Consider the following 24,570-nt stretch of genomic DNA (forward strand, 5'->3'; position numbering starts at 1 on the left):
AATGGAACTGGCCTTCTACCTCAGCTCCCTGGTGGCGGTACTGGCCACCGTGGGCGTAATAACCGGCACCAACCCGGTGCATGCCATCGTCTACCTGATCGTGTCGCTGATTGCCGTCGCCCTGGTGTTCTTTGCCCTGGGGGCGCCCTTTGCCGGTGCCCTGGAAATCATCGTCTACGCCGGCGCCATCATGGTGCTGTTCGTGTTCGTGGTGATGATGCTCAACCTGCACCCGGACGCCGAACGGGAGCAGACCTGGACCCACCCCCGCTACTGGCTGGGGCCCTCGGTGCTGGCCCTGGTACTACTGGCAGCATTGGTGGCCTTGCTCGGCCAGGGTGGCGTGGGCGAGACCATTGACGGCGAACTGCTCACCGCCAAAGCCGTGGGCATGACCCTGTTCGGCCCCTGGCTGATGGTGGTGGAACTGTCCGCCATCCTGCTGCTGGCGGCGCTGGTGACCGCGTCCCACGTGGGCCGGCGCAGCAACCCCCTGCGTAATAACGAGAACCGTGGAGGCACCCCATGAACGGTATCCCCATGGAACACGGTCTGATCCTGGCCAGCATCCTGTTCAGCCTGGGGCTGGCCGGGCTGATGCTCCGGCGCAGCATGCTGTTTGTGCTGATGAGCCTGGAGGTGATGCTCAACTCGGCGGCGCTGGCCTTCGTGGTGGGCGCCACCGCCTGGAACCAGCCGGACGGGCAGGCCATGTTCCTGCTGGTGATTACACTCGCGGCGGCGGAAGCCAGCGTGGGCCTGGCGCTGATGATCCAGCTGTACCAGCGCTTCCGTTCTCTTGATCTCGATGTAGCCAGCAGGATGCGCGGATGATGGCAATGGCGGTGATACTCTCGTTCCTGTTTCCCCTTGTGGGCACTCTGATCCTGGCCTTTTCCGCCGGGCGGCTGGGTCCCCGGGCCAGCGCGACCGTCGGTGTGGGCAGCGTAGGGCTGGCGGCACTGGCAACCCTGTGGGCAGTGCTCACCCATACCGGTGGTAGTCAGGGCGTGACCCTGTGGAACTGGATCTCGGTGGGAGACTTCCAGCCCACCATCGGGCTGGCGGTGGATGGCCTGACGCTGGTGATGATGTCGGTGATCACCGGCGTGGGCTTCCTGATCCACCTGTTCGCGGCCTGGTACATGACTGGCGAGGCCGGCATCACCCGCTTCTACGCCTGGATGAATCTGTTCGTATTCAGCATGTTGCTGCTGGTGCTGGGGGACAACCTGCTGTTGCTGTTCCTGGGCTGGGAAGGCGTCGGCCTGTGCAGTTACGGGCTGATTGGCTACTACTACCAGAACAGCGCCAATGGCCAGGCCGCCTTCAAGGCCTTTGTGGTGACCCGCATCGGCGATGTGTTCCTGGCGCTGGGGCTGTTCCTGATCTTCATGGAACTGGGCACCCTGGATATCGCCACCATACTGGCCCGGGCGCCGGAACTCTGGGAACCAGGCAGCACCACCGCCAACCTGGCCGCCCTGCTGGTACTCGGCGGCGCCCTGGGCAAATCCGCCCAGGTACCGCTGCACACCTGGCTGCCGGACGCCATGGCCGGCCCCACGCCGGTGTCGGCGCTGATCCACGCCGCCACCATGGTCACCGCCGGCGTCTACCTGATCGCCCGCCTGAACGGGCTGTTCCTGCTGGCACCGGACGTGATGCTGCTGGTGGGCGTGATCGGTGCGGCATCCCTGCTGCTGGCGGCCTTCGCGGCCCTGGCCCAGACCGATATCAAGCGGGTGTTGGCCTATTCCACCATGAGCCAGATCGGCTACATGTTCCTCGCCCTGGGGGTAGGGGCCTTTGATGCCGCCATCTTCCACCTGGTCACCCACGCCTTCTTCAAGGCCCTGCTGTTTCTCTCCGCCGGTGCGGTGATCATCAGCTGCCACCACGAGCAGGACATGGGCAAGCTGGGCGGACTCTGGCGCAAGCTGCCGGTGGCCTACGGCGGCTTTATCGTGGGCGGCGCGGCACTGGTGGCCCTGCCGCTGGTGACCGCCGGCTTCTTCAGCAAGGACGAGATCCTGTGGCAGGCCATGGCCGCGGACCAGACCGGGCTGCTGATCGTTGGCCTGCTGGGGGCGGTGCTCACCGGCCTCTACACCGTGCGGCTGATCCTGGGCACCTTCCATGGCGAGCCGGGCAGTGACCACGCCCGCCATCCAGAGCCCGGCACCAATGTGTTCACCCATCACCTGCCGCTGGTGGTACTGGCGGTGCTGTCCACCTTTATCGGCGCCTGGATTTACCCGGGCCTGGGCGAACTCTTCCCCCAGGCGCCTGGCGAGACCACCGACTCCGGTCACACCCTGCTGCAGGTACTGGCCATGGGCGCCGCCATCGCTGGCCTTGCCCTGGCCGGGTGGCTGTTCCTGATGCGCCGGCAATGGCTTGACGACATAGCCCGCAAGGGCGCCGGCGCCAGGCTCTGGACCCTGTGGCACCACGCCTGGGGCTTTGATGCCCTGTTCGACCGTGTGCTGGTACGGCCCTGGCAATGGAGTGTACGCATGCTGCGATTCGACTTTATCAACATGATCATGAATCTGCCGGCGGTGGTTGCCCGGGTGTTTAACGCTGGCCTGGTACGCGCCCAGAACGGGCGTACCCGCAGCTACGCCCTGGTGATGGTATTCGGTGCCACGCTGATACTGGTCGCCCTGGCCCTGGCACCGGGAGGTGGCGCATGATCCTGGTGTGGCTGATCCTGATTCCCTTCCTGGGGGGCCTGCTGAGCTGGCAGGCAGAACGCTGGAGTGAGCACGCGCCCCGCTGGATTGCCCTGGGCACCATGCTGTTCGTGCTGGTGATCAGCATTTTCCTCTGGTTGACCGGCGACTTCAGCCTCCCCGTCGACGGTAACAGCCAGTGGCTGCTGGAATGGCGGGCGCCGTGGATTCCCCGCTTTGGCATCGAGATCCACCTGGCCCTGGACGGCCTGTCACTGATCCTGGTGGCGCTGACCGGCTTCCTCGGCACCCTGGCGGTGCTCTGTTCCTGGCGCGAGATCGTGCAACGGGTGGGCTTCTTCCACCTGAACCTGCTGTTCATCCTCGGTGGTGTAGTAGGCGTCTTCCTGGCCCTGGACCTGTTCCTGTTCTTCCTGTTCTGGGAAATGATGCTGGTGCCCATGTATTTCCTGATTGCCCTGTGGGGCCACAGTGGCTCCCCGGGGCAGACCCGCATCCGTGCCGCCACCCGCTTCTTCATCTACACCCAGGCCAGCGGCCTGCTGATGCTGGTGGCGATCCTGGCGCTGGTGTTCGTGCATTTCAGCAACACCGGCGAGCTGTCCTTCAGCTATGACGCGCTGAGGGGTACCGATGTACCGGAGCCCCTGGCCTTCTGGCTGATGCTGGGCTTCTTCGTCGCCTTTGCGGTGAAGCTGCCGGTGGTGCCCTTCCACGGCTGGCTGCCGGACGCCCACGCCCAGGCGCCCACCGCTGGCAGTGTCGACCTGGCGGGCATCCTGCTGAAAACCGCCGCCTACGGCATTATCCGCTTCGCCCTGCCGCTGTTCCCGGAACAGTCCGAGGCCTTCGCCCCGGTGGCCATGACCCTGGGGCTGGTGGGCATTATCTACGGCGCGGTACTGGCCTGCGGCCAGCAGGACATCAAGCGGCTGATCGCCTACACCAGTATCTCCCACATGGGCTTTGTGCTGATCGCCCTGTACTCCGGGTCGGAACTGGCCATCCAGGGAGCCATCATCCTGATGGTGGCCCATGCCTTCTCCAGCGCCGGGCTGTTCATCCTCAGCGGCCAGCTGTATGAGCGCATCCACAGCCGGGACATGCGCGTGATGGGCGGGCTGTGGAGCCGGATACCGGTGCTGCCCGGGTTCACCCTGTGTTTTGTCGCCGCCTCCCTGGGCATGCCAATCACCGCCAACTTCGTGGGGGAATTCATGATCCTGTTCGGTACCTTCCCCGGGGCGCCGGTGGTGGTGGTTATCGCCAGCGTTGGGCTGGTGCTGGCGGCCATCTATTCCCTGCTGCTGATGCAGCGGGTGCACTACGGCCCCGAGTACCGAACCGGACCGCTGAAGGGGCCTGATGCCCGGGAGTACGGCATGATGCTGACGTTGTTAGCGCTCACTATCGCCGTGGGGCTTTACCCGCAACCGCTGCTGGATACCACCGCCGCCGTATCCGCTCCGATAGCGGAGCTGTTCACAGGTGGTGCCGACCTGGCAGCCCGGGCAGGGGAGGTGAACTGATGCTGACCCTGGAAAGCCTGATCGCCATACTGCCGCTGATCATTGTGGCCACCACTGCCGTGGTGGTGATGCTGGGTATCGCCTGGCAAAGGCACCATGCTGTCACCGCGCTGGTAACCGCCGGCGGCTTGGTGCTGGCCCTGCTGAGCGTGCCCGTGGCCTCCGGGGCCCTGTCGTCACCGCCACTGATGACCATGGATGGCCTCGCCATCATGGGCAGCGTGCTGGTGCTGCTGTGCGCCCTGGTGACGGTAGCCCTGAGCCACCACTACCTGACCGGCTATATCGGCCCCCGGGAAGAGTTCTACCTGCTACTGCTGTGCGCCGTCACCGGCGCCCTGGGGCTGGTGGCCAGCGACCACCTGGCCACCCTGTTTATCAGCCTGGAGCTGCTGTCCATGCCCCTGTACGGCATGCTGGCCTACAGCTTCCGGGCGGAACGGTCCCTGGAGGCGGGCATCAAGTACCTGGTGCTGTCCGCCGCCGCCACCGCTTTCCTGTTATTCGGCATGGCGCTGATCTACGCCCGCACCGGGCGCATGGACCTGGCCGGCCTCGCCGCGGGGCTGGCCGCCACCCCCGACCCCTGGACCCTGGCCGGCGCCGTGCTGATGGTGGTGGGCCTGGGCTTCAAGCTGTCCATCGTGCCTTTCCATCTATGGACCCCGGACGTATACCAGGGCGGCCCGGCACCGGCCACCATCTTCCTGGCGACGGTCAGCAAACTGGCGGTGTTCCTGGTGCTGTTGCGGCTGATCATGGTCGCGCCCATCTTCGACAGTGAGTGGTTGCGGTCCCTGTTCACCATGCTGGCGCTGATCACCATGCTCGGCGGCAACCTGCTGGCCCTGTTCCAGCCCAACCTGAAACGGCTGCTGGGCTATTCCTCCATCGCCCATTTCGGTTACCTGCTGGTGGCCATCGTGGTTGGCGGACAACTCGCCGTGGAAACCACCGGGGTCTACCTGATCACCTACCTGGTCACCACCCTTGCGGCGTTCGGTGTGGTTACCATGGTGTCCAGCCCCTTCGGCGGTGAAGATGCTGCTGGGCTGCACCACTACCGGGGGCTGTTCTGGCGCCGGCCTTGGTTGGCTGCCGTGATGACGGTTAGCTTTCTGTCGTTGGCGGGGATTCCGCTGACGGCCGGGTTTATTGGGAAGTTTTATGTGATTGCTTTAGGTGTTTCTGATGCCCGGTGGTGGCTGGTTGGTAGCATTGTTGCTGGTAGTGCTATCGGACTGTTCTATTACCTGCGGGTAATGGTGACCTTGTATATGCCGGAGCCTGGGATGCGTCGTCGGGATGCTGTGCATGACTGGGGGAGTCGGGTTGGGGGTTTGACTCTGATGGTTGTGGCTGTGCTGATTTTGGTTATTGGGGTTTATCCTGGGCCGGTTATTGATTGGGTTGTTGGGTTGTCTGGAGTTTCCTGAAGACAGGGCGCACAGCCTGATCCACGAGGCCGTCGTCCTTTTTAGGTCTGTTCGGCCTTCCGTCTGCCTCTCAATCCGTAGACCTGATTGTTATGCCACCTTTTAGTTCGTATATTTATTGGAGGCAGGACCACGCCTTGAGATATTTCACGATGTGAGCGATCGATGGTTTATATCTCTCTAATTTAAAAAAATTCGAATATGGGCAAACTGCGAACTTTCTTTTAGTTATCTACAATTCTACGTATTTCAATAACACCGATCTCAATCTAATAAACCGTTCGCTGCACAAATGACACAGACCTAGGAGAAAAAACAGTATGTCAAAAGTCAATCTCGACGCTCTCATCCCACGTGAAGATTTCGAAGTAGACGGAGGAACTGAGGCTCAGAACCTAGGTGACAAACTTAAGGTTAGCGAACTAGTAAAGGGACAAGGTTTCTTCTATTCTTCGCTCCGGAAACCGGATTTCCAACGAGAAACTTCGGACTGGGACAAAAGCAAGATTGCTTCTTTCGTCAAAAGTTTCGTGGAAGGTGATTTAATCCCATCAATTATCCTCTGGCAAGCAGGCCAGTATATTTTTGTAATTGATGGGGCTCATCGTTTAAGTGCATTAATCTCTTGGGTTAACGATGATTATGGTGATGGATTCATCTCTCAATCGTTTTTTAATCATGACGTTGATTCGGAACAGAAAAAGGTCGCAGAGCAGACAAAACGCCACGTCGACCGTGAAGTCGGTTCGTACTCCAGCTTAATGGAAGCAATAAAGGATCCAGATAAAGCTAACCCAGACTCATTAGCCATGGCAAACAAACTAGGCTTCTTATCACTTCAGCTTCAGTGGGTTACTGGTAGCGCCGAAAAAGCAGAGCACTCATTTTTTACGATTAATCAAAAAGCCACACCAATTAGTGATACTGAAATTTCGCTGTTGAAAGCTAGAAAAAAACCCTATGCAATGGCATCCCGGGCAATTCTAAGGTCAGGTACCGGTCATAAGTACTGGAAAAAATTCGATGCCAAAGCGCAAAGTGATGTTGAAAATATAGCCAAAGAAATAAATGAAAATTTGTTTACACCAGAAATGAAAACACCAATAAAGACCCTAGACCTTCCTTTGGCAGGAAAGGGTTACTCATCAAGGACTCTCCCACTGATATTTGACCTTGTTAAGCTTTCCAATAACGTCGCGGAAAAAAACGTAGATAATGATGAAGATGGCTCAGCTACAGTAGACCATTTGAAGAATACGTTGAAAATAATAAGAAGATTCACGACTACGCATCCATCTTCCTTAGGCTTACATCCAGCAGTGTACTTTTATAGTGAAAAAGGTCGCTATCAACCAACCGCTTTTATGGCCTGGGTAGAGTTGATTAAGGATTTTGAAAAGTCTCATAGTTTCAATGAATTTATTGATATTCGAGAAAAATTAGAGAAGACTCTTATCGTATACAAATATCTCACAAACCAAGTTACGGTAAAATATGGTAGCGGATTAAAAGGGTACCGGCAGCTTAAGGATTTGTATTCAAGAATTATTGAGTTAGTTATCGAAGGATGTGAAATTGAAAGTATAGGCAACCATCTGGCCCAAGACTACCCTTATCTCAACATCTCCTACAAGGGTGATCAGCCGAAAACCCCCGACTTCAATCAAAATACTAAATCAGAGGTTTTCTTAAGATCATCGCTTGAGAGTGCATCAAGATGCAAACTATGCAACGGATATATACATATAAATTCTATATCAATAGATCATATTAGTAAAAAGCAAGATGGTGGGATTGGAAACTCTGATAACGGCCAGATCACACACCCATACTGCAATACTACGTATAAGAACTAGATAGCACATAGTAATTATCGAGTCAGCCCTAATGGTCACTATTTTCATAGTGAAACTAAAAGCATAATGAATAGTTAATATCGCAGTTATGACAATAGAAATAATTAAGAACCAAATAGACAAATTTCTAGCCTCTGAAGTTCCTGGAGTGTTGGCTATAAAGGGCGAATGGGGAGTTGGAAAAACATTTACTTGGAACAAGTATCTCGTCGAGGCACGGAACGAAAATCGAATAAGTTTAAAAAAATACTCCTATATTTCACTGTTTGGGATAAATTCTCTCGATGTATTCAAATATTCGATTTTCGAAAACGTTATCGACCGAAATTTAATTGGAACGGAAGCCAATGTCGATACTTTCAAGAGAAACTCAGCAGACCTACTCGCGTCTTTAGGAAGGAAGACGGTAAAGCTTGTAAAAGGCTCTTCACTTTTGAAAGATTTTGCTCCAGCAATAGAATCTTTCTCATTTTTATCCCTAGAAAAGCATTTGATCTGTATTGATGACCTGGAACGAAAGGGGAAAAATTTATCTATTAAGGACGTAATGGGGCTCGCTTCCTTGCTAAAAGAACAAAAAAAATGCCAGGTCGTTATTTTACTCAATGATGGAGAGGAGGGACTTGAAGATTACGAAAAATATCGTGAAAAGGTGATTGATATAGAATTAGCTTTCGCACCAGAACCTAAGGAATGCGCAGATATTGCGTATTCGGACGGCACACCATACCAAGATAGATTGAAGGAATTAACGACAAGTCTTGGTATTCGAAACATCAGAATACTTAAGAAGATTGAGCGGTTGGTAAAACTAGCTTTGCCGCTGGTAGAAGAATTCGAGCCGGAGATATCTGATCAGATCATACACTCAACTGTGCTTTTTTCTTGGAGCTACTACTGCTCTGAATCCCAAGATAACATCCCTCCTTTAGATTTTATCACCAAAAAAGGCTATGCGCTACTTGGTATAGGAGACGACAAAATTGGTGATCAAGAAAAGAAATGGCAAACGAATTTACAAGCATATAATTATCACTTGACAGATGAGCTAGATCTTTTAATTGCTGCGGCAGTTAGAACCGGATTCTATATTGAGAATGAGATAAAAGACAAGGCAGCTTCCAAAAACCAACAGGTTATTGCTTCGAAGTCCGAAGGATCATTCTCTGAAGCCTGGAGATTGTATCATGATACGTTTAATGATAACGCTGCTGAAGTGATTGATCGACTGTACAGAAGTTTCAAGGAGAACTGTAGCTACATCACCCTTGTCAATCTAAATGGTACTGTATCTTTATTCAGAGAGTTGGGCGAAGATAAAAGGGCATCAGAGATAATTGAGGTCTACATCGACAATCGACGCGATGAGCCAGAGCTTTTTAATTTAGAAAAAAGCGATGTTTTCGGTGATCTTCGGGATCAAGAGATTGTCGACAGGTTCGATAAGGTATACAAAGAATCGATTAAATCGGAAAGTGTCGATGATGTTTTAGAGCGTATTTCCCACACTAAAAGCTGGAATCAGCGAGACCTAGTGGTTCTTTCCAATACTAGTGTCGATGAATACTTTGAGTTATTTAAACGTACGAGCGGTCGCCGCTTGTCGATGTTTGTTACGACCTGCTTGAGGTTTGGTCAGTTTTCAAACGCCAACGAGAAACAAATGGAAATTGCAGATAGGGCGACTGCAGCGTTAAGAATCATAGCATCCGAGAGCGAAATTAATAAACGTAGGGTTATGAAATTTGGTGTTAGTTTAGAAGATTGAAGGGAGTAACTGGGACAGTCACTCCTAAAGACATTCGTGGGTAGCATAGTTAGACGTAATGCGATGAACTACACATGTTCTGAGACAGGACAGCAGGGACAGTCACTCTCAAAGCGATAACTGGGACACACACTCTCAAAAGAAACCTCAGATTGCGGACACCAGTCTCTGCGTCTGCAGCTTCTGGAAGCTTATCTGGAGCGGTAGCGGGGACAGGCGTTCTTAAAATTCCGATTCAGACAAGTTTCGCTACGCTTCCTATCTTTTTAGCAGTCGTTTTGATAGCGTGCTCTCTTTACCATGAAGAGGGGTTCTCCTATGAATCAAAAAGACAGAATAGCGCTCGCCGTATCAGTAGTTTACTCTTTATGGCCCATTTTTCTCTTTGCTCAGACGGGCAAGCCCGGTGCTTTTATAGCGTTTTTTCTCCCCGTAGTGGTTTATTGGGGCTATCGCTTCTCAAAGGGTGATATTAGCTTCCTATCGCAAGATCAATAGCGAACCGAGGATAGCTGGGACATATATGGACGCCTCCCCGCAGCATGGAGAGTAACAGGGACAGTCACTCCTAACTGTTCAGAGAGGCGGGCTCAATTCCCGCCGTCTCCACCAAACAGCCGCAAGAAAGCCCCTGATTTCAAGCACAACTGGGACAGACACTCTCAAAAGAGAGCAATAACTGGGACAGTAGAGCAATAACTGGGACAGTCACTCTAGGCGTAACCGGGACATATATGGACGCCTCCCCGGGATCAAGTCTGCCTGCCGATGAAGCGGGTGGGCAGCCAGCATAGACAGGCACTTTGAAATACCCCTCAAGAAGCTCAAAAAGGGGTTCTGTCCCCTTATCGTTTGCGCGGATTAAATTCGCTGCCACAGTCGGGGCATTGCACCTTACGGCGATCGGGCGGAAGCCCCACAATGGCCTGAAGCTGAGTTTCTATGAGTGTATCCACCAGTTGGTTACGAAAGTCGACATCTGTGGCCTGGCTCCCTTTATCCCTACCTATCCTCTCCGCAAAGGGCCTAGTTGGAGCGAATCCATCCTCATACGCCTCATTCTCGTTGTATCGTTCTAGCAGCGATCTGACTTTGTCCAGATGGTCGAGAATGTCTGATTCAAGCTTGTCTTTGGGGCGATTGTATTCACGCTTGGATGCCATGGCGGCGAATCTCCTCAATCATTTTTTGGCTGTCGCCACTGACTTGAGAAAGCAACAGTTTCCCGGAGGGCAACGAGATCGCGTGCTGGTGTAGGAAATCCATCCAGCTGAGCATGAGCTGCCCTGCATTGTCGGCTATAAATCGCTGTCCCTGTGGGGAGCACTGGGACCATAGCACAGCGGTTCGCCCAATGGCGTCGACCGCGCTGTAGGCTGCCGTCTCATTGTGTTCGCCGTCGGGCATTTCAAAATCCGGCTGGCGCTGTTTCCCCCATATGTCCGTCAACCGGTCATGGAGGGGAATCGGTTCTAGATCCTGGCCCGAAGTCGAGGAGGGTGGTTCCTGGCCGGGGGATAAAGGGTGGTTGCGAGAGGCTAGCCAGATGAAGGCGACTAAGACGGCTAAGAGGAAGCCCAGAATGCTCAAGACAATGACAAACGTCTGAAGTTGGTTCAACTCGGCCAGCTTCAGCGCAGGGAAAAGGCCGGCGAACACGGCAATTACGATTAAGGCGGCTGCCCCCCAAGGGTGTCTGGCAAGCATTTCTTTCCAAGAGGAACTTGATCCCTTTTCGGAATCGTGGTCCCGCTTATTCTTTTGATCGGACATAGCAGCCCTCCCTGTCGCCACCATGCTAAAAGGCGCCATTCTGGAGAAAAACATTATTGCGCATGTGTGCAGATGTTATTCTCCGTCGCCGGGGCATCTAATTCCCCGGCAATATCTCTAAAACTACGATATCCCCTCGAAATTGCAACTTTTGGGCACCAGCTTGGACATATATGGACGCCCCCCGGTGGCAGCAAGTGGGTTACGGTTACTCGGTTACTGGGACAGACACTCTGACCAGGACAGACATCGATGCAGGGACAGACACTCTCAAAAGAAGCCTCAGATTACTGACATCATACTCAACGACCGCAGCGTCCAGAAGGTTGTCGGAGGTCGATTTCCTGTAGTCAGTATCGAAACCGGGGTTTTTCGGATCGAGTAACTGGGACAGGCACTCCCAAAAGAAACCTGAGATCTCAGGTTTTAGACTCAGCGCCCCCAGCTTCTGGAAGCTTATCTGAAGCCGATTTCCGGTAGTCAGCACCGAATTCCGGGTTTCGCGGACGATTCAGCCAAAATCCGGCCAAGCGGAGCCCCAGGCATGGCCCGTACGCTAATCAGTGAAGTGTTTTGGGAAGGTCAGGCCGCTGATCGTCGTCGGTCCAGATGGGCTCTGCGGTTGTCCTGATATCGGACTTCGAATTCCGTAGCTTCCGTCAGCCATTCGTCAGGTGTGAGCCCCAGTCTCTTGAGGATCAAAGGCTTGTGCTCCGGGATGCATCCCCGCTTATCTGGCTTTGCAATTCGTCCGGTATAGTCGACCAGCTCCAGGTAGTCATTGAGACTGAACAGGATGCCCCGTTGGGGCTCGTTCCTGACGGCTTCCTCGAAGTTGAGCAGCGGCTTCAGGGCCACGGGAAACTGCCTCAGGAACAGTCAGACCGGACAGGGACAGTCACTCTCAAAAGAAACCTCAGATCGCGAACGCCAGTCTCAGCACCCGCAGCTTCTGAAACCTAATCTCAAGCCGATTTCCGGTGGTCAGCATAGGATTCCAGGTTTTTCGGTTGATTCAGCCAAAATCCGGCCGAGCGGAGCCCCAGGCAAGGCCCGTACGTCAATCAGTGAAGTGTCTTTGGGGAGGTCAGGCCGCCGATCGTCGTCGGTCCAGGTGAGCTCTGCGGTTGTCCTGATAGCGGGCTTCGAATTCCGTGGCTTCCGCCAGCCATTCGTCGGGAGTCAGCTCTAGCCGGCTGAGGATTGGTGGCAAGTGTTCAGGGATACTTCCCCGCTTACCCGGCTTTATGATTCGACCGGTATAGTCCACCAGTTCCAGGTAGTCGTTGAGACTGAACAAGATGCCCCGTTGGGGTTCGTTCCTGACTGCTTCCTCAAAGTTGAGAAGTGGCTTCAGGGCCACGGGAAACTGCCTCAGGAACAGCTGCTCAGTCTGAGCCTGGATGGCTTCGGATAAATTGAAGGTTGGAGCAAGCCGCTCCTTGATGCTGGTATGATCCGAGGTTTCCGGCCTTTCAGCCATCTCGGCCCGCACGGGGTTGAGATCCACGTAGGCCATGCAGCTGAGCAATGCCTGCTCGGTCAACAGGGCTTGCGATTTGAAGCGAGACTCCCAGAAATGCCCGGTACAGTCATCTTCCCGGTTGGCCTCGTTGGCGATGGATTCGTTCAGACACTTCATGAACCAGCTCAGATCTGTCAGCCGTTTTCGATAGACCTCAACCGTCCGCTCGACGTACCGATGCTCTGCCTCATGTAAAACTTCACCTGCGAGGAAACGTTGGACGATGGGCGGCCCCTTGAACAGGCTGGTCCAGCGTGCCAGTACTTCCCCATCGCTCCACTGTTTCGCCTGCTCCGGGCAGAGCTTCACCACCAGGTGGTAGTGGTTGGACATGACGGCGTAGGCGCACAGGTCAATGGCGAACAGCGAGGAAAGTAGCCGAATCCGTTCCTCGATCCATTTACGCCGATGCTCGTAGCTTATGCCAGTGTGAGAGTCGAACCCGCACAGGAAGGTGCGCCGAACGCAGCGGGAGACCACATGGTAATAGGGCGTATCAGCAACGGAGATGAGTTGTTCCCTGGGGCGAGTCATGCCAGTCCTTTAGCGGGTCGCAACGATTGCTGTATAAAAGCAGAACGTGCTGCCTTCAGCAAGTATCTACACTAGCTACCGGTATGGTGACTGTCCTCAGTCCGCTGTCCTGGCTGATTGGCTTTGTCCGCCTGGTGCTATTTGGGGGGGCGCCGGTTACCGGTGCGGGAACCGGGCACCGGTTGCCAGTTGGTCCCGGGCATCTACACCGAAATGGTCCCGATATTGCCGGGGTGTCTGGTCGGTGTGGCGCCTGAAGATTTGCCGGAAAAATACCGGGTCCTGATAACCCACCGCCTGACTGACTTCCTGAACCGTAAGAGAGCTGTTCTCCAACATATGTCTGGCTGCATTGATGCGAAGTTGATGCAGATAGTTCATTGGGGTTTCGCCGGTTGCAGCCTTGAACCGCCGGGCAAAGGTTCTCTTGGTCATTGCAGCCCGCCGGGCAAGATCTTCGACCTTCACTGGGGAGCAGAAGTGGCGGAACAGCCAGTCCTGAACCCGCCGAACTGGGCTATCCTCATGGCTGATTCTTGGCGGGTCCAGGGCGTAACCGGACTGCCAGGTCCTTGGAGTTTCCAGCAACAGGGCCTGGGCGGTTTCCATGGCCACCTGATGGCCACAGTATTTCTCCACCAGGTACAGACTCAAGTCCACAGACGCGTATACGCCCCCACTGCATAACACGTTGCCTGATTCCGTCAGAAATCGCTCCGGGTGCCAGTCCACTTGTGGAAAACGTCTTCGACAGGCCTCGGCAACGCCCCAGTGAGTGGTAGCCGGTCGGCCATCAAGCAGACCTGCTTCGGCAACCAGCGCAACCCCTGCACAAACTCCAGCTACAACAGCCCCTTGCCGGTACCAGTGGCGAAGCCAGGGATATAGGTCCTGGTTCGCTGCGCAACCCGATTCCACATTTGCGCCGATGGCGGAAACAATAACCAGATCGGCAGTTTCCACATCGACCAGGTCGCAATCGGGTGTAAGGGTCAAGCGCACACCAGTGCGGACCGGCCGGCCAAGGTGGGCGGCCGTTCGGACCCTGAACGGTGGCTGGGCCGGGAGGCCACGCATCTCGTTCCATAGCCGGCCTGCACAGCCGAAGATTTCCACGGGTGCTACTGCCGTGGAGGGCATGCCACCCTCGACCAGCGTAACCACAACCTCGATCATCCGATGACCTCCGTGTTGGCAGGAACACCTCCTTATCTTGTCATTTTCGACCCTTCCCGACGAGTCCTGACGCCAACATACTGAGGTTGTTCGTCGGCCATCCAGAAAAAAAGGAGATGCGGTATGAACGTCACTCAGACTTATACTGCCAGCTGTTTCTGCGGTTCGGTGGAGTTGGCTTTAACGGGGGAACCGGAGGCCCAGGGGTACTGCCACTGCGAATCCTGCAGGCTCTGGTCCGCCGGGCCCGTCAATGCCTTTACCCTTTGGCGGCCTGAAGCCCTGACCATTGAACAGGGCGAAACCCATATCACCGGGTTCAGCAAAACACCTCAAAGCCACCGAAAGTGGTGTACCCGGTGTGGTGGCCACCTGTTTACCGAGCACCCTGACCTCGGGCTGATAGACGTGTATGCAGCCCTTTTGAAGGAATTCCCGTTCCAACCCGCAGTCCACGTGCATTACCAGGAGCGGGTTCTGCCCATCGAGGACGGCTTGCCAAAGCTCAGGGATGTACCGGTGGAGATGGGAGGTTCGGGTGAAGAGTTGCCAGAGCACTAGATATTCTTCCACAGGGCGAGAACGGTAGAAAAACCCTGGGATTTCTCCCCTCAGTCTCGGTGCCAGAGTGGGTCGAATAACTGGGACAGACACTCTCAAAAGAAACCTCCGCTCTGGCAGGGACAGGCTTACGTCGTCCAATGCAAAGGCGCACGAGGATCAGGTTCATAGGCAAAGTAGGTGCCGGTGCGCACGGTCCGCGCCAGGTGCTCGCCAAGACTGGGGTGGTGCCGGGCAATCCGGTCCAGAGCATAACGCAATGAGCGGGTTGCGCCGGTACGTGCACGCTCCACGCCGTCGCCGACGGTCCGGGCCCGGTGATTCAGACCAACGCCGCGGCGGAGTTCGTCGACCAGAAACTCGCGATCAGCACGTGCCAGCTCGGCGCGGCGGAAGTCGTTCTGGCTTTCCGCTTCCGCGATGTCCTCCTCCACCTCGGTCAGCCGTTGCCGGTAGGCCTTACGGGCCTTCGAGTCGAATACCTCCAGCCCGCACTGGGCATCAATACGGGGTGCAGCCAACGAGGCGTTGGCGGGGAGCGCCCCACGTTCCACCGAAACCAGATCGAGCACATGGAATTCCCGCCCGGGTTCCGTCAGCATGCGCTCCAGGTAACGCATGCCCTTGAGGTCTTTCAGGCGTACGGTGGTGCCGCCGAAGGTAACCGTTCGCATGTCACCTTCGCAGCAAAACAGGCAATGCTCGGTTTCTGCGCACGGCCGCACTGGCACCACCGGTTCCCGCTGGCGAGCCAGCTCCGCCCAGGGTGTGGCGTTGAGGTCTTCAAGGGCCCGGCAGGCGGCATCCAGTTCCATCTCTGCGATGCGATCCTCCCCCGCCTCCCGGTGAGCGGTAGCCAGCACTATCCGCAGATCTGCCGCATCGAAGGGCATTCGCAACTCGGACCATTCCATGACAGCTTCGGTGAGCAGCCGGATGGCGTCATTTGCGCGCCCGTCACGGAGTGCCAGGCGTCCTGCCGCTGCCAGCGAGGAGTTTTTCAGCGTACGGCTTTGATATTTTTTCGCGATGGCAGCCAGTTCCGTTGCCGCGGCACGGGCATCGTCATCCTTGTCCGCTGCCAGGGCAATGACCACCTGGGCTTCAAGCAGGGGCGCCCGCTGCAGGCTGCCCGAAGGAGGCCGTTCCTTCGATGGAATATCAAACGGATGCTCGAGCGCCGTTTCAATCATTGAAACGGCTTCGTCGACTCGCCCCTGGGCCAGTCGCAGTAATGCGAGCCCGGGTTGGGGCAGCCAGGCGTTCTGATGCGCCGCCAGGTAGGCTTCTTCGGCGCCCACGAAGTCTCCCTTGCGCAGCCGCGAGTTGCCGAGTTCGGTCAGTGGCCAGCCAAACTCCCGCCGCATCCACGGGCGCAACTCTTCACACGCCTGCAGCGCCTCCTGCTCGGCGGCGTCGCAAGGCCCGCGCAACCGCAGGATCTCCGCCCGGTGCACCCGGCAGCGGCCATTGAGTCCCCCGAACGCGGCCCCCTGACGCCAGCGTTCCATGGCTTCGGTCCATTCCTCGGCGCGATCATGGTGCCCGATCCACTGCATCGCGCAGATCACCTCACACCACATCTGCCCTGTGGTCAGGGGGTCGAGATTCCCGGCGCTCAGCTCTACAGCTACGTCGTCGAGGGAGCTGAGCCCTTCATCAACGTCACCGTTATAGATCCATACCCTTGCCAGGGCCACCTGTCCGATGATGGACGGCGGAGCCAGCCCGTGCCTCTGACCTAGCTCCATCGCCCTTCGGGCCCACTGCCCCGCACCCGGCATATCGCCGCACATCAGACGCTCATAGGTCCGTACTGCCGCGAGCCATGCCCAGACCGGGCTGTCAGGTGCCCCTTTCATCAGGCGTTCCGCCCGCGATAGCCAGGCCCGTACAGTGGCCATCAGCCCCGTATCCATCATCAGATACATGCCCACCATCACCGCCGCGAATGCCGCCTCGTGGGCGTCGCCGGCGTCAAGATGAAAGCGGTAGAGCTCACTGTAGGCAGTCAGCGTTTCTTCCAGGTCTCCGCTGCCATACGCTGCCCTGGCCCGTAGCTCCAACAATTCGGCAGTCGGCGCCACAGACAATGCGGTTATCAATTCCCTTGCCCGGGCAAAGTCACCGGCATCCAGCGCCCCGTGAATCCGCGAAAGTTCCGTCTCGTCCATTACTCAGCCCTCCCTGTTCCGATGTAACAAGGATTGTTACGCCCCTCTGGGTAGGTGCCTGGTGCACCTGCCGAAAACCCTATGAAAAAGGAGTATTTCTTATGAACGACATCCTTACGCGCGACACCCTTTACAACAGACTCGGCGGCCAACCTGGTATCGACAAGCTTGTAGACCGCATTGTCGATCTCCACCTCCATAACGATGTTGCCGGCCCCAGATACCAGGCTCTGTCCGACGAGGCCACTGCCAGGGCCCGCGAGAAGGTCAAGGAATTCCTCGCGGCCGGCTCCGGCGGACCGGTAGAGTACACGGGCCGGTCGATGCTGGAGGCACACACCGGCATGAACGTCAGCTCGGCCGAATATGTGGCCGTGGTTGACGATATCATGCAGGCCATGAACGAGATGGACTATCCACGCCCGGTGTGTGATGAAGTCCTCGGTATCGCCTACTCCCTTAAGGAGGAAATCATTCACAAATAGGGGACCGAGTGGTTCGTCCATCTGCTGCACAAGCGGGAATGGGAGATGACTCATAGTCAGTCGGACCCCATTCCCGCATCCAAGGCTCACCCCTATGTTGTCATGATAGTAAACATCCCTGAGACGGAAAACCGTGGCCTCTGGCCGTCAATTCTGCCCCTGTAAATAGGAAGCGGAAGCTGGGACAGCCACTCTCAAAAGACGATTTCGACGTTTACACGTGTCACGTGACGAAATACGCTTTCGTGCATGATCAAATCTTTCGCTGATAAAAGAACTCAAGAGCTCTACTCCAAGGGCAAGTCAAAGAAATTTGACTGCGGATGTTGCGCCGATAGCCACCAGAAAACTTGAATACGTGAACCTGGCTATACAGTTGGAAGATTTGAAAGTGCCGCCCGGCAATCGCCTGCACCCGTTATCGGGAAACAGGCAGGGACAGACACACTCAAACTACATAATTGGGGTAAACACTTGCGAGGCGTCTGGCTCCGGACGACCTGAGGGACAGCCAGGAAAGGCATTCCGAGTATGGTGGGGACGAACACTGAGTTGATGATTTCTGGTGTGGAGGGTCGTCAGGGACAAGCGCTCTCAAGATGTCCTCTCAAGAAGAAAATCAACGACAGCAGCGTGACTAGCGGGGGCTCGACGATCTGCTCTAATCTACGGATCGCCGGAATTCCAGGATTCGTCCGCTGGTCGGTACAGAGGGCTCAGAGGAGGACTGGTGAGCCAACAGGGCCTGTTTCAGATCGAGAAACGAGTCATACATCATGGCCTGGATATCCAGTAGTGCCTTCACCGGGCTTCTGGCCGACCGGCGCCTGGCGTCGATGACAAACTGAATACCACGCAGCCGGCGATGATTACTCCTCGAACTGCGACAAATACAGTCCTCGATCAATTGCGCGCGCAATGCCTCAAAACCTTCCGGGTCACGCTGGGCCAGATCCCTGAGCTCATCGAACGTGGGCATGTCCATAACTTTCCTCCTTCCCTGGATTCAAGTAATAGACCAGAGGACGCGAACCGTCACTATTAAGGGATCGTCACTATTGATGGTTCTCGGCTAACGCCGTGGGGGGCAGCCGCCAACCAGCCCCCTCCGGGCCCTATTCCAACAACTCCGCATCATCATTGGCAGCTGTACCCACCCCGTAGCTTTCTTGCGGCAGGGGTAAAACAGGCATACGTTGTTTTGTAGAGGCGTCGAGTAGTTCGATGCCAGCAGGAACAGAACCAACGCTGAGGGCCAGGGGATGGAACAACAAAAGCAACAGATGATGGGAATGGGCTGGGGCCGATTCGCGGCGATGATCGCGACGTCGGTATTCGTCATGTTCTTCTTGATGTATCAGCTCGTCTATTCATTCGACCACGCCATGTTCAGCGTCAACCGTCTGATCGCTTCATTGGTTATGGGGTGTGTCATGACTATCGTAATGCTGGGATTCATGTGGTCGATGTACAAAGGTGTGGGAACCAAAATCGCGGTTCTTGTTGTGGCTGCCCTGTTGGGCGTGTTTTTGCTGTTTGCGAATAGAAGCCAGTTGGTAATCGGGGATGTCGACTTCATGAAATCCATGATTCCCCACCACTCCATTGCCATCAATAACTCGCGGAGGGCGAGCATTAGTGATCCACGCGTTCGCGAGCTCGCGGATCAGATCATTGCGGCTCAGGTCCGCGAAATAGCCGAGATGAAATTGCTGCTGAGCGATATTGCGCAGAATGGCGAACAGGGTGGGGCGCCGCTTCCCCCTCGTTCCACCGAGATAACCCCTGAAATGCAGCGTGAAATCGACCAGGTGGTGCAATGAATGAACGAACGGCCGGGTCGTCGATGCCTTTTCAGATATAGTCGTTCTAACCCTACAAATTGCAAGCCAGGTCGCGGCAACCAGGCTCACTACGACAGCGTTGAGACATTCCTTTAAGGAAAACCGATGGTCACAGCGTACCTGAACACCATTGCCACTGCGGTGCCGGACTTCGATGTTCACCAGAAGTTCGTCGATTACTGCCCTCAACTGATTGCAGACAAGCGGGACCGGGTCCTGTTCCGTCGTATGGCCAGCCGTGCTCAGATTGACCATCGCTATTCCTTCCTCGAGCCCCACAGCGACAGCCAGCGCCTGGACACCGAGGGCTTCTATGACGAGGCGGGGTTTCCCGACACCGGAAAGCGGATGCAATGGTACGAGCGTCATGCTTTCACGCTCGCACGACGCGCCCTGGACCAACTTGACCTGGCGGGCACCACTCATATTCTTGTCACAAGCTGTACCGGGTTCTATGCGCCGGGGCTCGATCAACAGATTGTTGATCACTACGGTCTCGACGATGACACGGAGCGAACCATGGTGGGATTCATGGGGTGTTTTGCGGCGCTCAACGCCCTGAAGCTGGCCAGGCACATTGTCCGTTCCGAAAACAACGCACGGGTACTGGTACTGAACCTTGAGCTCTGCACACTTCACCTCAAGTCCACTGGCACGCTGGAGGAAATGCTGTCGTTTCTGATTTTCGCCGATGGCTGTGCTGCCGGTATCGTTACGGCAGAGCCTGCGGGCATCGCACTGCAGGGGTTCAATACCACCGTCATACCGGGCAGCGGCGAGCTCATCACCTGGCAGATTGGCAACCAGGGATTTGATATGCACCTGTCCGGGCAGGTGCCAGCCGCCATCGCGCGGGGCCTGCCGGACCATCTGGGTGACATACTCGACGGGCTCACGCGCTCGGACGTCATCCACTGGGCCATTCACCCGGGCGGCCGGTCAGTGCTGGACGGCGTGCGGGGTGGCGCTCAGCTCTCCGAAGAGCAGCTTGTCTCATCCCGGGACGTGCTCCGCCGGTTCGGCAACATGTCGTCCGCTACTATAATGTTTGTTCTCCAGGATATCCTGAACCGTGACCCACGGTCCGGGCCCGGCTGTGCCATGGCCTTCGGCCCCGGGCTCACCGTGGAGAGCATGCGCTTCGCTCTGTAACGATGCCGGTAAGCGGACAATGCCTGCTGAAAAGGATCATGCAATGGCTAACCTGGGACAACGGAGCAATGAGACAGAGCTGATGGATCAGGGCGGCCTTTCCTTTGCCGAGTTTCACCATTGTCTGCAAAGCCTGGAAACCATCAACCAGCTGACCCTGGCCTACCGGCCCACGCTGCGCTGGCTTCGGCCCTGGCTGAAGCGCCCTGAGCCATTAACCATTCTGGATGCCGGCAGTGGCGGCGGCGACATGCTGCGGCGTATCGAAAACACGGCAGCGAAAACCCGGAGCTCCGCCAACATGGAGCTCATCGGGGTCGACCTCAACCCCTGGTCCAGGCAGTCAGCGGAGCGCTCTTCCCCCGGCTCCCGGGCGCGCCATGTCACGGCTGATGTGTTCGCTTTCGAGCCAGATCGTCCCGTTGATCTGGTGATCAGCTCGCTGTTCACCCACCATCTGACCGACCACCAGCTGGTGGACTTTCTGAAGTGGATGCACGGCCGGGCCCGCAAAGGGTGGTTTATCAATGACCTGCACCGTCATCCCGTCCCCTACCATTTCATCCGCTTTGCCACGGCAGCCCTGAGCCGCAATCGCCTGATCAGGAACGACGCTGCAGTTTCCGTCGCCCGCGCCTTCAGTGTCGCGGACTGGCGGCGGCTGCTGGCCCTGGCCGATTTGGATCAGCACGTGCGCATACAGTGGTTCTTTCCGTTCCGGCTTTGTCTGTCCTGCGTGAAAGACCATGAATCTTCATGACACGGTGGTCATTGGCGGCGGTCCCGCAGGGGCAGCGGCGGCCATCGAACTGGCCCGTGCCGGGCAGCGTGTATCCCTGCTCGAGCGGGAAAAGAGCCCCCATGACAAAGTCTGTGGCGAGTTCATCAGCTGGGATACCGCTTATTACCTGGCCCTGCTGGGGGTGGATCTGAAGCACCTGGGCGCACAGCCAATCCGACGGCTACGGCTCTGTTCCGGGGCTACCGAGTCTGAAACCCGGCTGCCGTTCAATGCCTGGAGTCTTTCCCGCCGACGGCTGGACGAGGCATTGCTGGAGCAGGCCGAACAGTGCGGCGCCGAGATTCACCGCGGTGTCGCGGTTCGCGGTCTGCAAGAGGGCAGTGAAGGGTGGGTGATCACGACCGCCGAATCCCGTTTTGTGGCCAGGAACGTCTTCCTGGCCACCGGAAAACGCGACCTGCGGCAGTGGCGACGACCGGTAAAGCCGGAAAACCGGGACCTGATCGGGCTGAAAATGCACCTGCGCCTGCAACGTGAACAGCAGCGCGAGCTCCGCGGCCATGTGGAAGTTTTCCTCTACGACGGTGGCTATGCTGGCCTGGAGCCCGTTGAAGACGGTAAAGCCAATCTGTGCTTTCTGTTGCCCAAAGCCCGGTACAAGAGCTGCAACGGAAGCTGGCCCGGCATACTGCAATGGTTGTGTGGCACGTCGCCTTTGCTCGAGCGACGCCTGGTCGGTTGCAGGTCCTTATGGAGCCGGCCGCTGGCAGTTCACGGGACGCCCTATGGCTTTCTTCATCCCCCCGGTGCGGCGCGCCCGGGGCTATTCCGCCTGGGTGATCAGACCGCAGTGATACCCTCCTTTGCCGGGGATGGCATGGCCATCGCCTTGCACTCGGGGTTTCTCGCCGCCAGGGCCTGCCTGAGCGGATCGGGAAGCCGGCGATATCAGCACCAGGCCCATCGGGCCTTCCGCTCACCGGTTCGCCGCGCGCGGCTCTTGAGCAATGGCCTGCAGTACCTGGCAGCGCGCAAGGCAGCCGTGACCTTGGCGAGAGCCTGGCCCGCCGTGCTGACGCGCTCCGTCTCGCTGACCCGCCTGCAGGCGGATCAGCTCGTGGGCGACCGTGTGCCCGCAGACTGACGCCCGTTCAGCTAGCACAGTCCGTGCGGCTATTCCGTTACCTTCGTGACGACGGGAGTAATGGCAAGATGGTCAGCAAAGATCCGTTCAGGCCGTTGCTGTAGCGGGCTGCTCCGCCTCATCTGCGAAGACTATCCGGTCCCGGCCGGAGGCCTTGGCTCTGTATAGCACTTCATCAGCCCGGGCCAGCCAGACGAATAGGGGGCAAGCACGGCATTCGCTGGAAAACAGAGAGGCCTCGACAGTCTCCTCTAATCCAGGGAACGCTGGAACTCCAGGATTTGTGCGCTGGTCGGCACAGAGGGACCAGAGGGGGTTCCCGAACCAACAGAACCTGTTTCAGATCGAGAAACGAGTCGTACATCATGGCCTGAATATCCAGTAGTGCCTTCATGGGACTTCCGGCTACCCGGCGCTGACTGCTGCTCGAGCTGCGGCAAATACAGTCTTCAATCAATTGCGCACGTAATACCTCAAAGCCTTCCGGGTCACGCTGGGCCAGATCCCTGAGCTCATCGAACGTGGGCGTATCCATAACTTTCCTCCTTCACCTGGATTCAAGTAATAGACGAAGATCGGGAAAGTCACTATAAAAAAACAGTAACTTGGGCGGCAACTGGGGCAGTCAATTACAAAAAGGAAGGCTTCCCTGCTTGTCCTGCTTTACGATTCGACCAGGGTAGTCCAGTAATTCCAGGTAGATGGTGTGGTGATTGCTCTCGAAGTGCTTGGGGCGATAACTTCCTGAGGGTGGTGCTCGAGCTGGTAGGCGCAGGGACGGTAGGAAAAAGCTCCGCCCCTGCCCTGAGTCAAAGGTCTATTTCCGTGTATACGGGACCTTGAGCAATAACGAACCCTCCATCGACCACAATTGATTCGCCAGTGACAAAGCTTGATTCATCGCTTGCCAGGAATAAGGCAACTTTCGCGACCTCCTCAGCCTGACCGAATCGACCGAGAGGCGTCGCCCTGTTTACACCTTCGGTGTATTTGGCAGATTCCATTAGTGGTCCGGTCATTCCAGTTTCGATCGTTCCCGGTAACAAGGCATTGCAACGAATACCCTGATTTCCGAACTGGTAGGCAATTGAACGAGTCAGCCCTATTATCGCTGATTTGGCCGTCGTATAAGCCGCGACTGGTCCCACATGCGGGGGGCCACCGCCAACCAGCGCTGCAACGGAAGACTGGTTGATTATGGATCCCCCGGCCTCAGGAAATAATGGAATGAATGCCTTGCAGCAGTAGTAGGTGCCATTAATGTTTGTATCCAGCACCTGTTGCCATGCGTCTTTATCCAGTGCGTCGATTCCTCCCGGGGGGCCTGCTATACCGGCATTGTTATAGAGAATATCAACCCGTTGCCAATAATCTTTTGTTTTCTCTGCCAATGCGTTTACGTGGTCGTGATTGGCCACATCGCACTCGATAGCAATGGACTCACCACCCAGACTCTCAATTTTTTCGCAAGTGCTCTGAGCGCTTTGAAGATCAATATCGGACACCACGACTTTGGCACCTTCCTTTGCGAAAGCAATTGAAGCTGCTCGACCGATGCCACTACCACCACCTGTTACGACCGCAATTTTGTCCTTCAGTCTCATATCAGCTTCCTACTTTTCAGGTACGCAATACGTTACTCAGATGCTCAAATGCATTGTTCGCGGTTGCCTGATCAATCATCCAGTCAACGTCTATGATGCCGGCAAGCGATCCGTCCTCATTAAAGCCGGCAACTACCCCGTACATGAAGCCAAGGAGGATACAGCCATCTTCATGTATCTGCGGGGTATGGGTGACGCCTCCTGCTTCGACCATAAAATCTCCCGCACGTACGCTGCCGTGCTCGTATGAGAAGCCGCCTTCGAGGATATAGGCGTTTGCGGCGCCAACGTGTTTGTGCGGGGTGGACGGGGCGGTGGGATCAATCTTGAGGAGGATGACGCTATAAGAGCGGTTGCGGTCGTAATCCAGCAGCTTGAACCAGGTGCCCGGGAGTGCCCATTCTGTCCACGGCACCTGCGAAGCCCGAATGATCAGTGAACCATCATCCCAGTACCCGTGTTGCTGATTATCTTGATGGGAGACCTCTTGTACTGACATCGTCGTTCTCCAACATGTTGTTGTTTATTTTTAGTTTTCCGGGCCGATATTGTGTTAACTCCGGAGCCA

The 24,570-nt window shown here is 56.4% G+C and carries 23 protein-coding genes; 13 read left to right on the forward strand and 10 right to left on the reverse strand.

Annotated elements, in window-relative coordinates; genetic code table 11:
- The first annotated feature begins 1 nt into the window (after position 1).
- The 7 genes from nuoJ to IE079_RS02475 all read left to right on the forward strand — a co-directional run bounded on the left by nuoJ (position 2) and on the right by IE079_RS02475 (position 9,288).
- Positions 2 to 529 (forward strand): NADH-quinone oxidoreductase subunit J, encoded by a 528-nt coding sequence (gene nuoJ / locus IE079_RS02445; protein ID WP_189572231.1) that lies wholly within the window; start codon positions 2 to 4, stop codon positions 527 to 529.
- Positions 526 to 834, forward strand: coding sequence for an NADH-quinone oxidoreductase subunit NuoK (nuoK, locus tag IE079_RS02450; RefSeq protein WP_189572234.1), 309 nt, complete (start codon positions 526 to 528; stop codon positions 832 to 834). Before nuoJ ends, nuoK begins: the two co-directional genes overlap by 4 nt.
- Positions 831 to 2,699: an NADH-quinone oxidoreductase subunit L gene (nuoL, locus tag IE079_RS02455; RefSeq protein ID WP_189572237.1), complete on the forward strand. Its 1,869-nt coding sequence runs from the start codon at positions 831 to 833 to the stop codon at positions 2,697 to 2,699. Before nuoK ends, nuoL begins: the two co-directional genes overlap by 4 nt.
- Positions 2,696 to 4,228, forward strand: coding sequence for an NADH-quinone oxidoreductase subunit M (gene nuoM / locus IE079_RS02460; RefSeq protein ID WP_189572240.1), 1,533 nt, complete (start codon positions 2,696 to 2,698; stop codon positions 4,226 to 4,228). The genes nuoL and nuoM overlap by 4 nt, the downstream gene beginning before the upstream one ends.
- Complete coding sequence (gene nuoN / locus IE079_RS02465; protein ID WP_189572243.1) at positions 4,228 to 5,664, forward strand: NADH-quinone oxidoreductase subunit NuoN; 1,437 nt, start codon at positions 4,228 to 4,230, stop codon at positions 5,662 to 5,664. Before nuoM ends, nuoN begins: the two co-directional genes overlap by 1 nt.
- A gap of 320 nt (positions 5,665 to 5,984) precedes the next feature.
- A complete protein-coding gene (locus tag IE079_RS02470; RefSeq protein ID WP_189572247.1) occupies positions 5,985 to 7,520 on the forward strand; it encodes a DUF262 domain-containing protein in 1,536 nt (511 codons plus the stop codon).
- Positions 7,521 to 7,608: 88 nt separating this feature from the next.
- On the forward strand, positions 7,609 to 9,288 hold the full coding sequence (locus tag IE079_RS02475) for a hypothetical protein (RefSeq protein WP_189572250.1): 1,680 nt from the start codon (positions 7,609 to 7,611) through the stop codon (positions 9,286 to 9,288).
- 845 nt (positions 9,289 to 10,133) lie between these two features.
- Here IE079_RS02475 and IE079_RS02480 read toward each other — a convergent pair.
- The 5 genes from IE079_RS02480 to IE079_RS02500 form a co-directional block, all read right to left on the reverse strand.
- A complete protein-coding gene (locus tag IE079_RS02480) occupies positions 10,134 to 10,451 on the reverse strand; it encodes a hypothetical protein (RefSeq protein ID WP_189572253.1) in 318 nt (105 codons plus the stop codon).
- Complete coding sequence (locus IE079_RS02485) at positions 10,435 to 11,061, reverse strand: hypothetical protein (protein ID WP_189572255.1); 627 nt, start codon at positions 11,059 to 11,061, stop codon at positions 10,435 to 10,437. Before IE079_RS02485 ends, IE079_RS02480 begins: the two co-directional genes overlap by 17 nt.
- A gap of 582 nt (positions 11,062 to 11,643) precedes the next feature.
- A complete protein-coding gene (locus IE079_RS02490; RefSeq protein WP_189572258.1) occupies positions 11,644 to 11,919 on the reverse strand; it encodes a hypothetical protein in 276 nt (91 codons plus the stop codon).
- 229 nt (positions 11,920 to 12,148) lie between these two features.
- Entirely contained in the window at positions 12,149 to 13,120 is a 972-nt protein-coding gene (locus IE079_RS02495) for a transposase (protein ID WP_189572261.1), read from the reverse strand.
- A 156-nt stretch (positions 13,121 to 13,276) separates the two neighbouring features.
- Positions 13,277 to 14,296 carry a GlxA family transcriptional regulator gene (locus IE079_RS02500; RefSeq protein WP_189572264.1) on the reverse strand — a complete coding sequence of 340 codons (1,020 nt, stop codon included), beginning with the start codon at positions 14,294 to 14,296 and terminating at the stop codon, positions 13,277 to 13,279.
- A gap of 123 nt (positions 14,297 to 14,419) precedes the next feature.
- Between IE079_RS02500 and IE079_RS02505 the strand changes: the two genes are divergently transcribed.
- Positions 14,420 to 14,857 (forward strand): GFA family protein, encoded by a 438-nt coding sequence (locus IE079_RS02505; protein ID WP_189572267.1) that lies wholly within the window; start codon positions 14,420 to 14,422, stop codon positions 14,855 to 14,857.
- A gap of 128 nt (positions 14,858 to 14,985) precedes the next feature.
- On the opposite strand, the gene IE079_RS02510 is transcribed toward IE079_RS02505, so the two are convergent.
- Positions 14,986 to 17,031 (reverse strand): tetratricopeptide repeat protein, encoded by a 2,046-nt coding sequence (locus tag IE079_RS02510; protein ID WP_189572270.1) that lies wholly within the window; start codon positions 17,029 to 17,031, stop codon positions 14,986 to 14,988.
- Between the two features lie 101 nt (positions 17,032 to 17,132).
- On the opposite strand from IE079_RS02510, the gene IE079_RS02515 reads away from it, so the two are divergent.
- Entirely contained in the window at positions 17,133 to 17,516 is a 384-nt protein-coding gene (locus IE079_RS02515; RefSeq protein ID WP_227712262.1) for a truncated hemoglobin, read from the forward strand.
- A gap of 661 nt (positions 17,517 to 18,177) precedes the next feature.
- On the opposite strand, the gene IE079_RS02520 is transcribed toward IE079_RS02515, so the two are convergent.
- Positions 18,178 to 18,501, reverse strand: a complete 324-nt coding sequence (locus IE079_RS02520; RefSeq protein ID WP_189572273.1) for a DUF3135 domain-containing protein — start codon at positions 18,499 to 18,501, stop codon at positions 18,178 to 18,180.
- A gap of 277 nt (positions 18,502 to 18,778) precedes the next feature.
- On the opposite strand from IE079_RS02520, the gene IE079_RS02525 reads away from it, so the two are divergent.
- The 4 genes from IE079_RS02525 (at position 18,779) to IE079_RS02540 (ending at position 22,398) form a co-directional block, all read left to right on the forward strand.
- Complete coding sequence (locus IE079_RS02525) at positions 18,779 to 19,339, forward strand: DUF305 domain-containing protein (protein WP_189572276.1); 561 nt, start codon at positions 18,779 to 18,781, stop codon at positions 19,337 to 19,339.
- Positions 19,340 to 19,465: 126 nt separating this feature from the next.
- Positions 19,466 to 20,512, forward strand: coding sequence for a type III polyketide synthase (locus IE079_RS02530; RefSeq protein ID WP_189572279.1), 1,047 nt, complete (start codon positions 19,466 to 19,468; stop codon positions 20,510 to 20,512).
- Between the two features lie 43 nt (positions 20,513 to 20,555).
- Positions 20,556 to 21,272, forward strand: coding sequence for a methyltransferase domain-containing protein (locus IE079_RS02535; protein ID WP_189572282.1), 717 nt, complete (start codon positions 20,556 to 20,558; stop codon positions 21,270 to 21,272).
- Entirely contained in the window at positions 21,259 to 22,398 is a 1,140-nt protein-coding gene (locus tag IE079_RS02540; RefSeq protein WP_189572285.1) for an NAD(P)/FAD-dependent oxidoreductase, read from the forward strand. Before IE079_RS02535 ends, IE079_RS02540 begins: the two co-directional genes overlap by 14 nt.
- A gap of 175 nt (positions 22,399 to 22,573) precedes the next feature.
- Here IE079_RS02540 and IE079_RS19075 read toward each other — a convergent pair whose 3' ends face one another.
- From IE079_RS19075 to IE079_RS02555, 3 genes are all read right to left on the reverse strand, one after another.
- On the reverse strand, positions 22,574 to 22,933 hold the full coding sequence (locus tag IE079_RS19075; protein WP_189572288.1) for a DUF3135 domain-containing protein: 360 nt from the start codon (positions 22,931 to 22,933) through the stop codon (positions 22,574 to 22,576).
- A 274-nt stretch (positions 22,934 to 23,207) separates the two neighbouring features.
- On the reverse strand, positions 23,208 to 24,002 hold the full coding sequence (locus IE079_RS02550) for an SDR family NAD(P)-dependent oxidoreductase (RefSeq protein ID WP_189572291.1): 795 nt from the start codon (positions 24,000 to 24,002) through the stop codon (positions 23,208 to 23,210).
- 16 nt (positions 24,003 to 24,018) lie between these two features.
- Positions 24,019 to 24,501 (reverse strand): cupin domain-containing protein, encoded by a 483-nt coding sequence (locus tag IE079_RS02555; RefSeq protein WP_189572294.1) that lies wholly within the window; start codon positions 24,499 to 24,501, stop codon positions 24,019 to 24,021.
- Positions 24,502 to 24,570: the final 69 nt, after the last annotated feature.

This window comes from Marinobacter zhanjiangensis (assembly GCF_014651935.1).
GTDB classification, from domain to species: Bacteria; Pseudomonadota; Gammaproteobacteria; order Pseudomonadales; family Oleiphilaceae; genus Marinobacter; species Marinobacter zhanjiangensis.